We start from the raw sequence: 12,402 nt of genomic DNA on the forward strand, positions 1-12,402 counted from the left end.
TCATCGTTCCAGAGAGACCGTTTGGTAGTCTTTTCGCTCCCCGGCGGGGCCCGGTTCGACACGCATCTGCGGTGGCCACCAGATCACCATCTTGTCCTTGGTCGATTGCGGGCGAGAGCACGAGTCGCCTTTGCAAGTGGGGGTGCAGCCGGCGACGAGCAGCGCGGTACCGATCAGGGTGACGCAGAGTAGGCGGTGTTTCATGGTTTAGCCTTTTGAGCGGGAGTGATCAAGGAAGGGCGCGGCACGCTGAGGTGTTCATCCTTCACCACAGGGCGCATGGCGATAAACACCTCGGCTTCTTCACCGGGCTTGAGCCAGGCGCGCGGCCACACGCTGACGGCCAAGGTCTGGGCGTTGCTGCATTCTTTTTCGTCGATACGCACATTGCGATTGAATTGGTTGCGCAGCACAACGACTGCAACGTTGTACTCGGGGCCTGCGTACCACTGGCTGCGCTCGGTATTCAACGCCAGCAAGTCGCGGGTGCTGCACAGCGTATCCAAGGCCAGCGGCATCGGTGCGGCCTTGAAGGGCTTAGGCACTTCACCGCTGACCAAATGCGCCAGGGTGCTGATGATATCGCTGCGCTTGATCACCGGCGGGTGAGGGGCATTGCGCCGGGCCAATGGCGCAAGGGCCTTCTGCAATTCAACCTGGTCGGCCTGGGGCAAGTAGCGTGACGGGTCGGACTGATCGCCGATGACCCTTGGGGTCAGGATGAACAAGCGCTCTCGTCGGTTGTTCTGCCGTTCGGTCGAGGAGAACAGCGCCTTGCCCAACAGCGGAATATCACCCAGCAGCGGCACCTTGTTGTGTTTGTCGGTGTTTTCGGTGACGTGGAAGCCACCGACCACTAGCGAACGTTTCTCCGCCATCACCGCCTGGGTACTGACCTTGCCTCGGCGTACATCAAGGTTGCCTGGGGTAGGGTTGGACTCGTCGAAGTTACCGTCTTCGATATCCACCGCCAGATGGATCTGATGGCCGCCACGGCTGGTGATCACACGAGGCACCACCTGGAAACTGGTTCCCACAGTGACGGGCAAGATGGTTGCATTCTCTCTGCCCGGCGTCAGGTATTGGGTGCGGTTGAAGTCGATCACCGCCGGTTGGTTTTCCAGTGTGAGCACCGAGGGATTGGAGACCATGGTCGCCAGGCCCTTGGCCTCCAGGGCACGAATGTCCGCGTAGAAGCGATCGCGGTGTTCGATCGACAACTGTGACGACGTGCCCGGTGCCAGATTGGCCCCGCCGCGGAAACGGCTGTTCTGGAACCCCCAGTTCACCCCAAACTCCCGCAATTGCGTGCGCTCGATATCGAGGATGATCGCGTCGATTTCCACCAGCTTGCGCGCCACATCGAGTTGGGTGATCAGCTCGCGGTACATGGCCTGGCGTTCTGGCAAGTCATAGATCAGCACCGCGTTATTGCGCACATCGGCTTCGACCCGAATCCGACTGTTTGAGACCGGGGCGCGCGGTGTGAGCGCAGGGCCGATGTCCAATGACGCCGGGTTAGCGTTAGTACCGAGCATTTGGCCCAACAATGGGTTGCCCAGACGGGGAGTGTTGGGGGTGAGCGGCGCGGGTTGTGAGGGGGGACGTTGGCTCAGCCCTGCAAGCGTTGAGCTGGAGCGGGGCTCCAACAGGCCGCGCAAAATACTGGCCACCCCGGGGATGACCAGCTTTTCACCGCGATAGTCTACTTGGCGGTCCGCCGCATTCGCGAACTTGAGCGGATAACTCAGCACGCTCTGCTTTTCATCCGGTGAGCGTCGCTGGCTGCTGAAGTGCTTGATCTGCTCGATGTAGCGACGAGGCCCCGAAACAAGCACGACACCATCTTCGGGCAACTCACCCCAGCCGAAACGGCTGTCGAGCAGGCCGATGTCGGTGAGGGCCTGCTTGAGATCGGCGATGGTTTCGGAAGAGACTTCCAGGCGCGCTGATTCCTGCTGATCCAGCGTGCTGACATAGAGCGTGTTGTTGTACAGGTACCACTGGAAACGGTGTTCTACACCGAGACGATCGAGCATCGACTGCGGGGTGTTAGCGCGGATCTTGCCGTTGACGTTACCTTGCAGCAGGCCTTCGACTTGAAGTTGTGTGCCGAAGGTTTGGGCGAAGTCTTCGAGTACGTCTCGTAGGGGTTTGTGCTCGGCTTCATAGGCGTAGGCGGTGTTTCGCCATTCTGGAGGGATGGCGGCTAACGTGTTACTCGCGGGAATCAGCAGAAAGGAAAGCACCAACATGCTACGCCGCCAATGCGCTCGTTTAGATGAATCGTCGGGCGAATCAAGGCGCAAGCTACTGCGCTTGGAAGGGGGGTTATACATAGACTTTTCTCAGTTTAGAAAGGCAGTGATCGAAGCGAAGTGGGTTTGAAGTTCTGGGAGGGGCGAACAAGGCGCTTGATTGCTGCGCGCCATGTATCGCGTTGGTTGAGCAGCTGTTCTAGGCACTTGAGCACGCGGGTTTCTCCTTGCCCGTCCCGCAGACTTTGAACCAGCCATAACGCACCTGTGTCAGCTTTCTGAGCAAGTGCGCCCTGAAAGTGATTCAGACTGGCAGCGCCCAGTCGCATCCAGAGTTGGTGCGTTGCGTTATCTGAGTGTGTTGAAGTCAGTTGAACCTTGAGCAACAACGTGTCCCCCTGATGTTTCAAGGTTATTTCGCTATCGGCTTCATAGAAGATAATCTGTTCTTTGCGACTAAGTAGCCACTCGCTGATAAATTCACGCATTTATTGAAAGCTCTCAAAAGTGCTTTTGAGCAACATATGCTTGACTCGGGTATGCTCCAGGAATGCCATTTGAGCGGTGGTGGTTCTTACTGCGAGTTCGTAGAACAACGTGGAGTCCGAGGAGTCTTCCCCGGCAGCGAGAGAGTTCGCTTCGTAAAGTCGATGAGCGGTATTGCTTTTTTTTAAAAGATTATGCGACAGGTCTTTGAAAAAGTTCATATGTGTTCTCTTATTTGTGCATTGTTATATGAATTCGGTGAGGCGCGTCATGCAGAACACCAAGAGGTGTACGGTTAAATTTGCATGCGTAGTTATTTACCAGGGTTGAAAAAAGTATCGAGCATCGACCGCCAACTAATACGAAAGTCTCCCTCGTCTGTATGCAGAACAATAGTCTGGGTAGGGATAGTTTCATCGGGTTGAAGCTTCCAAAATGTGGCCTTGTAGTTGGCAAGGCACTGTTTCATCTCCTCATATTCATCAGGGTGGCAAAGCAGTGTTGCGTCGACCTCCTGGACCTGGCTTGCAAGCAACTGTTTAATCAGGGCCGAGAGACGTTGAGGGGGAACGGCTTCGTCAAGCAGGCAACGAATCGCCTGGTTCGTCAGCGATGTCGCGTAGCGTTCTAGGCTTTCGCACATCATTTGACGCTCGTGTGCCCACTGCTTGAATTGGGCATCTGCGCGCTGCCAGACCTCCAGAGAGGCCGTCTCCAGTAGCACTTCGCACTTTTTCTCTGCTTGGCGTATCAGCTCATTGGCCTGCGCATCAGCTCGGCTCAAGAGTTGATCTGCCTGCTCCCAATTTAAAAGCTCGTCGCGGGGGATCAGAATACGCGACGCTCTAGGCGCGCCCTTAGGTAACTCAATTGTGCATCGGCATAACATCGTCGGTTTCCTCGCCGCCAGGTTCGGGATGCATCTGATTGGTTGTACGTGCCATCGCGCGCCAAGCTACGGCTTGCCATAGCATATTCAGTCGGCTGCCTGCGTTCTCAATCAGGAGATTGATCCTTTCAACTTCACGCACGCGCTCGCGGGGGAATCGCAGGCGAAGGCGCTTCCAGATAGGGGGATCTACCCAGTTATGGAGTAGTTGCAACGGATCTGCGTCCGGCGTCAGCATGGCGGGAGGAAACGCCTTGGATAAACGCAGGCACCATAGATGATGACTGTCGCTCAAGAGCGTTGCGGCCTGAGGACTAAACGTGTTGTGAACTAGTGCCATCGCCAAGTTAAGTTGGTCCGCTGTGGCCAAGGCCAGGCGAAGCACGGAGGGATGAGGTGCAGGAGGCAAACAGGGTGCAACCCCCGCAAGGCTGGCCGGCACCGACTTTCCACAGTGATAGAGCCGTGTAAGCACGTGATACTTATCATCTCGCCAGTCTTCGTGAGCGCATGTCCACGGGAATGCCCACCACTGGGCCCACGCCAGCTCATCACGCATCGCATGATCAGGTCTATGCATCATGTGCGGGGCCAAGCGTGCCGCTAGCTGCGGGTGATTCTGAGTTAAGGCGTTGACGCCGATTGTGCAGGAATAGCCCGGCGCTCACGCATGACACCAGGCTGAGCAAAGAAACGATAACGGCAACTCGCCAAAATCCGAGATCGTCGCTGGGGACGAGAAATGGCCCGAAGTAGACCAGGCGTTGCTGTTCCTGATAAGTGGCGGCTGGTACGAATATAACCGTGAGCTTCTGCGGGTTATCCACTGCAGTGGTCATGCCTGGAATACTACTCGCCACCATCCTGCGTACGCGTGCGCGGATGTTATCGGGATCCAAGCGAGGGTCGTGCTTGATGAATACTGAGGCGGACGCGGGTTGGACCGGCTCTCCTGGTGCGATGCGCTCTGGCAGTACTACATGAACGCGGGCAACGATGACGCCGTCGATGTTAGACAACGTCGCCTCAAGTTCCTGGGACAAGGCATAAATGTAGCGTGCCCGCTCTTCCAGTGGGGTGGAAATAACCCCTTCCTTACGGAAGGTATCGCCTAGGGTCGTCCTGGCAACACGGGGCAGGCCTGCGGCTTCTAACGTGCGTACGGCACGCCCTATGTCGGTTGCATTAACTGCGACGACAACACCATCTTTGGCTGGGACTTTTTGTGCGCGAATGTGTTTGTCAGCTAATTCTGCTATGACTTCGTTGGCCTCTTGCTCAGAGAGTTGGCGATGAAGTTCTACACGTTCGCTGCATCCGCTTAACGTGAATGTAATCACCAGAAGTAACGCGACAGACAGAAATTTAGTCATGTTCACTATTGCAGATTAGAAATTTTGTCGATGCATTGGGTAGCTTTGCCCAAGCTTTTTATGAGCAATTGCGAGGTAAGCGTCGCATTGGACAAATCCCGTGGATACTCCCTGAATTTTTCAACGTCCATAGTTTTACTTGATGATTTCAACGTGCGCCCAAGGCGACGGTTTAAGTCCTGAAGTTGGCTTGAAGTGGTAGCGAGCAGCGAAGGTGTGCCGTCTTTAGCCACCCTTGCGGTGTTCGATGCCGTTGGATCTAGCAACGACGAAAAAAAAGCAACATCTGTCGCAGGCGCTACAGTGGCTTGCTTAATTCTGGCGGTGTCCCTGCCGGTAATAAACGTTGCCGCACCAAAATCGTCTATCTGCATATAAGGCCTTTAGTGATGTTTGTCGCATGTTCACGACCTAGGGACATAAGAACCTCCCCTCCAACTGAAGAGCCGGGGGGAGGTCGCCTATTTATGAGCGGATTTCTTTAGCCGCGGCATACAGACCTGAGATCATCTTCGCTTTCAAGCTTTCCTTGAAAGTCGCCTCGGCGACCGCTGCTGCACGATCACTCGCCGAGCCAGCACTTCCACCACCTCCGATGTCCCCGGCATCTTTGTTCAGACTTTGTGACAAGTTGTTGTAAAGACTTGCTGACGAGCTGTATCCAGAACCAATTGCACTACTCATGATGAGTCTCCGGTTTCATTGACATAAAAATTGATATGGTTGCCGGCTGTCGAAGGGTACTTTGGCGCCTCTTTAAATTACTTAAGGAGGGTTCGAGCCTGGCTATGACTAGGTGGCTAGCCCGACTAAAACGTTCCAATTTGTTTAACGGCTGAATATTTCAAAGTGTGTGTCTGGGCTCTGAAAGTATTAACAAGTCAATAGGTGTTAGCGTGAAGGCCTGATGAGCGTTAAATTGGGGTTGGAATTGCCGAAAGTTTTTGAAAAGATCTGAGTGGATAGGGGCGAAAACGACGTTATGCGAGCGCTATCTCCAGTTGCTTAATTCTGTAGTACAACGTGCGCTTTGCAACCCCCAGCTCCAGTGCGACGGTATCTACACAGTGCTCGTGGCGACTCAACGACTCCTCAATCAGTGCTTTTTCAATTTGCTGCAGACGTGCCTTCAGGTTCGTCTGGGCAACCGCCAAGTTGCTCATGGGAATGGAAAGCGGTGTGAGTCCCAGCACGAAGCGTTTTGCCGTCGAACGCAGCTCGCGAACATTGCCCAGCCACGGGTGGTGCAACAATTGTTGCAGCAATCCATCAGAGGGCAGCGGGGCCGAGCAATTAAAATAGCTGGCTTCCTGCTGGATCATCTCCAAGAACAACGGGATGATGCGCTCGCGCCTGTCCCGCAACGGCGTAAGCTGGATATGGACAACATTCAGGCGAAAATACAGGTCACGACGGAACGTGCCGTGCTCGACCATTTGGTGCAGCGAGTGCTGTGCAGAGGCTATGACACGCATGTCCACCGGGATAAAGCGGGTCGATCCCAAGCGCTCGACGCCTCGCGACTCCAGCACTCGTAGCAGCTTGGCTTGAAGATTCAATGGCATGCTGTCGATCTCATCGAGGTAGAGCGTGCCTAGGTGGGCAGCCTCGACGAAACCTGCCCTGGATTGTATCGCCCCGGTATAGGCCCCGCTGTTTACACCAAACAATTGGCTTTCCGCGAGGCTTTCCGGAATGGCCGCACAGTTCACGGCGACAAAGTTGCCTCGCCGGCCCGATAGAAGATGAATTCGTTGTGCTAGCGTATCCTTGCCAGTACCGGTTTCCCCCAGCAACAAAATGTCTATGTTGAGAGTGGCTGTGTTGTTTAAAGTATTTTCAATGTCCGGGCCTTCGATGAGTGAAAGGGCCGTTTCATTTTCCATGTTGAAGGTAGCCGACATTGGAAGATATTCCCTTCTCGCTATGGCTTCATTATTAAAAAGATATTATGCCTGCGGTCACCAGTAGAGCGTAGATTAAAGAAGTTGTCATTAGTCTTTGAGCCTCTGAAGAGGAAAGTGGTGTAGGAAAGTGACTTTCTATTGGACGATAAGTTACGCGATGCTTAATGAGAGAGAGGTGTGAGCGTGATAAATAGGAAATATCTGAGAATATGTAATTTTTGCAGGTGGGGTTTTCCAATTAAAAGGTCGCCCACAAAAAAGCCGATGCAATGCATCGGCCTTTTGTTTATGAATGAATTACAAGTGACGTTTATACGTTAAAGCGGAAGTGCATCACATCACCGTCCTTAACGATGTACTCCTTGCCTTCCAACCGCCATTTACCAGCCTCCTTGGCACCGGCTTCACCCTTGTACTGGATGAAGTCGTTGTAAGCGATCACTTCAGCGCGGATAAAGCCTTTTTCGAAGTCGGTGTGGATCACACCGGCAGCCTGTGGTGCTGTGGCACCGACCTTGACGGTCCAGGCGCGGACTTCTTCGACACCGGCGGTGAAGTAGGTCTGCAGGTTGAGCATTTCGTAACCGGCACGGATTACACGGTTCAGGCCAGGCTCTTCCAGGCCCAGGGCCTCAAGGAACATGTCTTTTTCTTCGCCGTCTTCAAGTTCGGCGATTTCCGCTTCGATCTTGTTGCAGACCGGAACAACCATGGCGCCTTCTTCGTCGGCAATGGCCTTGACCACGTCGAGCAGCGGGTTGTTCTCGAAGCCGTCTTCAGCCACGTTGGCGATGTACATCACAGGCTTGGTGGTCAGCAGGTGGAAGCCTTTGATCACGGCTTTCTCGTCGGCACCCATGTTCTTCATCAGGCTGCGCGCAGGTTTGCCTTCGGTAAAGTGGGCGATCAACTGCTCCAGCAGACCTTTCTGGACCACGGCATCCTTGTCGCCGCCCTTGGCGTTACGCGCAACTTTCTGCAGTTGTTTTTCGCAGCTGTCGAGGTCGGCGAAGATCAGTTCCAGGTCGATGATCTCGATGTCGCGTTTCGGGTCGACGCTGTTGGAGACGTGAATCACATTCTCGTCTTCAAAGCAGCGGACCACGTGGGCGATGGCGTCGGTCTCACGGATGTTGGCCAGGAACTTGTTACCCAGGCCTTCGCCTTTCGACGCGCCGGCTACCAGGCCCGCGATATCGACGAATTCCATGGTGGTCGGCAGGATGCGCTTGGGATTGACGATGGCCGCCAATGCGTCCAGGCGCGGATCGGGCATAGGCACGATGCCACTGTTGGGTTCGATGGTGCAGAAGGGGAAGTTCTCCGCCGCAATACCGGACTTGGTCAGGGCGTTGAACAGGGTGGATTTGCCGACGTTGGGCAGGCCGACGATGCCGCAATTGAATCCCATGGTGTTTCCCCTCGGTAAGAGTCAGGCCTTCTGGCTGTGCAGGTTTTTCATCGCACGGTTCCATTCACCGGCGAGGATATCCGGCAGCACGCCGAGGGCAAAATCGATGCTGGCATCGAGTTTTTCCTGTTCGGCGCGTGGCGCACGACCCAGGACGAAATTTGAAACCATACTGGCAACGCCCGGATGGCCGATGCCGAGCCGCAGGCGGTAAAAGGTATTCTGATTGCCCAACTGCGCGATGATGTCGCGCAGGCCATTGTGACCACCATGCCCGCCGCCCTGTTTGAGCTTGGCGACGCCGGGTGGCAGGTCCAGCTCGTCATGGGCCACCAGGATTTCTTCGGGTTTGATCCGGAAGAAGCCCGCAAGCGCCGCGACAGCCTGGCCGCTGCGGTTCATGTAAGTGGTGGGAATCAGCAGACGAACATCCTGACCTTGATGCGAAAAGCGTCCGGTCAGGCCGAAATATTTGCGATCGGCCACCAGGTTTACACCTTGGGCGTGGGCGATGCGCTCAACAAAAAGGGCCCCCGCGTTATGCCGGGTCTGTTCGTATTCGGCGCCTGGATTTCCCAGGCCAACGATCAGTTTAATGGCAGTCACGACAGGGGCCCTTCCTTTGGAGTTGTGGATAACATCGCCGCGACCTGCATGCGGCGAAAGTGGACGACAAAGATCATTTACTCAAGAGTAAACGCCGCGTTATCGCCCGCTTTCTCGCTACGTTTCGGTCCGCGATGTTTCCTCAAGCTCCGGCAAGACAGAGTGAATTACTCTGCAGCGCCTTCTTCAGCTTCTGGAGCAACGCGTGGAGCGTGTACGTTGGCAACTGCTTTGTCATCACCGTGAGCCAGTGCAACGAACTCAACGCCTTTTGGTGCCTTGATGTCGGACAGGTGAACGATGGCGCCGATTTCCAGAGCCGACAGATCGACTTCGATGAACTCAGGCAGGTCTTTCGGCAGGCAGGTCACTTCGATTTCGTTCAGGACGTGAGAGATCTCGCCGCCTTTCTTGACCGGAGCTTCTTCACCAACAAAGTGCACAGGCACGATAGCGGTCAGTTTCTGGCCAGCAACAACGCGAACGAAGTCGGCGTGCATGATGAACTGCTTGGAAGGGTGACGCTGCATTGCTTTAACGATGACGTTCTGCTTGGTGCCGTCGACGTTCAGCTCGATAACGTGGCTGTAGGCAGCTTCGTTTTCGAACAGCTTGGCGATTTCTTTGGCCAGGATGGTCACGGATTCAGCAGGCTTGCTACCGCCGTATACAACAGCAGGAATGTTGGCGGCGTGACGCAGGCGGCGGCTCGCACCTTTCCCCAGGTCAGTACGCGCTTGAGCGTTCAGAGTAAATTCAGTCATTTTGTATCTCCAAAATAGCCATCATCGAGCGGCGTTTGCGACCAGCGCCAGACTCGATATGGGCAAAAAAGCCCCGCCCCAACACAATGCTGGGGCGGGGCGCTTTTCGTCAGTGCTTTGCTACGAAGGGGTAACCCTTAACGGAACATCGCGCTGATCGATTCTTCGTTGCTGATACGGCGAACCGCCTCGGCAACGACCGGTGCGATATCCAATTGACGGATACGCGCACAGGCTTGAGCGGCGGCGGACAACGGGATGGTGTTGGTCACCACCAGTTCGTCCAGCACAGAATTCTCGATGTTCTCGATCGCTCGGCCCGACAGCACAGGGTGTGTGCAGTAGGCGAAGACTTTAGCCGCACCGTGCTCTTTCAAGGCTTTCGCCGCGTGGCACAGGGTGCCGGCGGTGTCGACCATGTCATCAACCAGAATACAGGTACGCCCTTCGACATCACCAATGATATGCATCACTTCAGAGTGATTGGCTTTTTCACGGCGTTTGTCGATGATCCCAAGGTCCACGCCCAGGGATTTGGCAACAGCCCGTGCACGCACGACGCCACCAATGTCCGGGGACACGATCATCAGGTTTTCAAAGCGCTGGTCTTCGATGTCATCCACCAGAACGGGGGAGCCGTAGATGTTATCTACCGGAATATCGAAGAACCCCTGGATTTGGTCAGCGTGCAGGTCAACCGTGAGAACACGGTCGATGCCTACCACGGTCAGCATGTCAGCCACGACTTTCGCGCTGATAGCCACACGTGCGGAACGCGGACGGCGATCCTGACGGGCATAACCAAAGTAAGGGATTACAGCTGTGATTCGAGTCGCTGAGGAGCGGCGGAAGGCATCAGCCATCACGACGAGTTCCATCAGGTTATCGTTGGTCGGAGCGCAGGTCGGCTGAATAATGAAGACATCTTTACCGCGGACGTTTTCATTGATCTCGGCTGTAATTTCGCCGTCGGAGAATTTACCGACAGAGATGTCACCGAGAGGGATATGCAGCTGACGTACGACACGTCGAGCCAGATCGGGGTTAGCGTTCCCCGTAAAGACCATCATCTTGGACACGCGCAGTACCTAGAGGCTGAGGGTAACCTGGATGAGTATAGGAAAATGGCAGGGGCGGCTGGATTCGAACCAACGCATGGCAGGATCAAAACCTGCTGCCTTACCGCTTGGCGACGCCCCTGTATCTGTTGCAACGAGTACCCAGTACTCGATTCCTTTTAGAGCAGACTTTGCAGCTTGCGATGCAACATCGAAACGTTGCTTCCCTTTGCTACAAACCCTGTAAGGGTCTCTGTAAGAAGGGCCGAGACTTTATCAGCTTCAGCTTTGTTTGGGAAGCCCCCAAACACACAACTTCCAGTTCCGGTTAATTTTGCTTCGGTAAATTTACCTAACAAATTCAAAGCGTTACGTACCTCTGGATAACGCCTTGCTACAACCGGTAAGCAGTCATTTCGACTGTTTCCCTTGGGAACGGGGCGCACTTTAATGGGAGGAGAGTTACGTGTCAACAGCGGATCTGAAAAAATTTCTGCTGTACTTACAGATACTTGCGGGACAAGCACGACGTACCATGGCTCTTCAGGCTCTACAGGCGTCAGTTTTTCCCCTACGCCTTCGGCAAAAGCCGCGTGCCCGCGTACGAAAACCGGGACGTCGGCCCCCAGCGTCAGACCCAGCGCAGCCAGGCGATCAGGGTCCCAGCCGAGCTGCCATAAATGGTTCAGGCCCAGCAGGGTAGTCGCGGCATTAGAGCTGCCACCGCCGATCCCACCGCCCATGGGCAAAATTTTATCGATCCAGATGTCGATGCCCAGTGAGCTGCCGGATTGCTCTTGGAGTTTTTTCGCGGCCCGCACAATCAGATTGTTGTCGTGGGGCACGCCTTCGAATTCGGTATGCAACTGGATCACGCCGTCGTCGCGTACGGCGAAGGTCAGTTCGTCGCCGTAATCGAGAAATTGAAACAGCGTCTGCAGCTCGTGGTAGCCGTCTTCACGGCGTCCGAGAATATGCAGCATCAAATTGAGTTTGGCCGGAGAGGGCAGGGTCAGTTTTTCTGCGGTCACGTTATTGCCCTAATTTGCGCGGTTGCCAGTCCTTGATCACCAGCGTGACGTCCAGGTCCGTGCCGTGCAGCTTGATGCGTTCGGGCAGCCAATAGCCGTTCTGCTGTACGTAACTGAGGTACTCAACCTGCCAGCCATCCTGTTCAAGGGTGGCCAGACGACTGTCGCCGTTAAGGCTCAGGCGACTCTTGCTGTCCGGTGCGGGCAAACCGCGCACCCACCAGACCAGATGAGACACCGGCAGTTTCCAGCCAATCTGTTCTTCCAGCAGAGCTTCCGGGGAGGTCGCTTCGTAGCGCCCCTGGTTGGCCACTTCGAGGCTCACCTGGCCCGGACGCCCGGTCAGCCGCGCCGCGCCTCGGCCCAGTGGGCCCGAGAGGCGAATATCGTAGTAGTCCTGGCGTTGCAGCCAGAACAGCGTGCCGCTGCCGGAATCTTTCGGCGCGCGTACGCCGACTTTGCCTTCGATCTGCCAGCCATCGATGCTGGCCAGTTGGCTCTTGTGCTGCTTCCATTGCGCCGGTTTGCCCTGGCCTTCAACGGATTCGCGGGCGCCAAAGCCCGCGCAACCGGCGAGCAAGGCGATAAGACTGAACACTATAACGTGGCGCAAAAACAT

The 12,402-nt window shown here is 55.4% G+C and carries 16 protein-coding genes and 1 tRNA gene; all 17 read right to left on the bottom strand.

Annotated features, from left to right (window positions below; translation table 11 throughout):
• On the bottom strand, nucleotides 1–204 hold the full coding sequence (gene hrpT, locus YA0848_RS16280; protein ID WP_034095772.1) for an HrpT family type III secretion system protein: 204 nt from the start codon (nucleotides 202–204) through the stop codon (nucleotides 1–3).
• Nucleotides 201–2,339: a type III secretion system outer membrane ring subunit SctC gene (sctC, locus tag YA0848_RS16285; protein ID WP_169903773.1), complete on the bottom strand. Its 2,139-nt coding sequence runs from the start codon at nucleotides 2,337–2,339 to the stop codon at nucleotides 201–203. The genes hrpT and sctC overlap by 4 nt, the downstream gene beginning before the upstream one ends.
• Before the next feature lie 14 nt (nucleotides 2,340–2,353).
• Complete coding sequence (locus YA0848_RS16290) at nucleotides 2,354–2,746, bottom strand: hypothetical protein (protein ID WP_034095774.1); 393 nt, start codon at nucleotides 2,744–2,746, stop codon at nucleotides 2,354–2,356.
• A complete protein-coding gene (locus YA0848_RS16295) occupies nucleotides 2,747–2,965 on the bottom strand; it encodes a hypothetical protein (protein ID WP_169903774.1) in 219 nt (72 codons plus the stop codon).
• A 92-nt stretch (nucleotides 2,966–3,057) separates the two neighbouring features.
• Nucleotides 3,058–3,633, bottom strand: a complete 576-nt coding sequence (gene sctL, locus YA0848_RS16300; RefSeq protein WP_169903775.1) for a type III secretion system stator protein SctL — start codon at nucleotides 3,631–3,633, stop codon at nucleotides 3,058–3,060.
• Nucleotides 3,611–3,871 (bottom strand): hypothetical protein, encoded by a 261-nt coding sequence (locus YA0848_RS36055; protein WP_232925129.1) that lies wholly within the window; start codon nucleotides 3,869–3,871, stop codon nucleotides 3,611–3,613. Before YA0848_RS36055 ends, sctL begins: the two co-directional genes overlap by 23 nt.
• A 334-nt stretch (nucleotides 3,872–4,205) precedes the next feature.
• Complete coding sequence (gene sctJ, locus YA0848_RS16310) at nucleotides 4,206–5,006, bottom strand: type III secretion system inner membrane ring lipoprotein SctJ (protein ID WP_034095777.1); 801 nt, start codon at nucleotides 5,004–5,006, stop codon at nucleotides 4,206–4,208.
• A gap of 5 nt (nucleotides 5,007–5,011) precedes the next feature.
• The gene (locus tag YA0848_RS16315) at nucleotides 5,012–5,380 is read right to left on the bottom strand and encodes an EscI/YscI/HrpB family type III secretion system inner rod protein (RefSeq protein ID WP_082136133.1); all 369 of its coding nucleotides are present in this window, start codon (nucleotides 5,378–5,380) and stop codon (nucleotides 5,012–5,014) included.
• Nucleotides 5,381–5,471: 91 nt separating this feature from the next.
• Entirely contained in the window at nucleotides 5,472–5,690 is a 219-nt protein-coding gene (locus tag YA0848_RS16320; RefSeq protein ID WP_143506543.1) for a hypothetical protein, read from the bottom strand.
• 296 nt (nucleotides 5,691–5,986) lie between these two features.
• Nucleotides 5,987–6,910 (bottom strand): sigma 54-interacting transcriptional regulator, encoded by a 924-nt coding sequence (locus tag YA0848_RS16325; RefSeq protein ID WP_169903776.1) that lies wholly within the window; start codon nucleotides 6,908–6,910, stop codon nucleotides 5,987–5,989.
• A 313-nt stretch (nucleotides 6,911–7,223) separates the two neighbouring features.
• Nucleotides 7,224–8,324, bottom strand: coding sequence for a redox-regulated ATPase YchF (ychF, locus tag YA0848_RS16330; RefSeq protein ID WP_034095779.1), 1,101 nt, complete (start codon nucleotides 8,322–8,324; stop codon nucleotides 7,224–7,226).
• Nucleotides 8,325–8,345: 21 nt separating this feature from the next.
• Nucleotides 8,346–8,930 carry an aminoacyl-tRNA hydrolase gene (gene pth, locus YA0848_RS16335; RefSeq protein WP_034095780.1) on the bottom strand — a complete coding sequence of 195 codons (585 nt, stop codon included), beginning with the start codon at nucleotides 8,928–8,930 and terminating at the stop codon, nucleotides 8,346–8,348.
• 167 nt (nucleotides 8,931–9,097) lie between these two features.
• On the bottom strand, nucleotides 9,098–9,694 hold the full coding sequence (locus tag YA0848_RS16340; protein WP_034095781.1) for a 50S ribosomal protein L25/general stress protein Ctc: 597 nt from the start codon (nucleotides 9,692–9,694) through the stop codon (nucleotides 9,098–9,100).
• 137 nt (nucleotides 9,695–9,831) lie between these two features.
• On the bottom strand, nucleotides 9,832–10,773 hold the full coding sequence (locus tag YA0848_RS16345; protein ID WP_003171603.1) for a ribose-phosphate pyrophosphokinase: 942 nt from the start codon (nucleotides 10,771–10,773) through the stop codon (nucleotides 9,832–9,834).
• A 46-nt stretch (nucleotides 10,774–10,819) separates the two neighbouring features.
• Nucleotides 10,820–10,894: transfer RNA gene (locus YA0848_RS16350), tRNA-Gln, on the bottom strand.
• Nucleotides 10,895–10,931: 37 nt separating this feature from the next.
• Nucleotides 10,932–11,735 (bottom strand): 4-(cytidine 5'-diphospho)-2-C-methyl-D-erythritol kinase, encoded by an 804-nt coding sequence (gene ispE, locus YA0848_RS16355; RefSeq protein WP_221440389.1) that lies wholly within the window; start codon nucleotides 11,733–11,735, stop codon nucleotides 10,932–10,934.
• A gap of 49 nt (nucleotides 11,736–11,784) precedes the next feature.
• Complete coding sequence (lolB, locus tag YA0848_RS16360; RefSeq protein WP_099313228.1) at nucleotides 11,785–12,402, bottom strand: lipoprotein insertase outer membrane protein LolB; 618 nt, start codon at nucleotides 12,400–12,402, stop codon at nucleotides 11,785–11,787.

The sequence above is a fragment of the Pseudomonas sp. S4_EA_1b genome (assembly GCF_016307435.1).
Classification (GTDB): Bacteria; Pseudomonadota; Gammaproteobacteria; order Pseudomonadales; family Pseudomonadaceae; genus Aquipseudomonas; species Aquipseudomonas rhodesiae.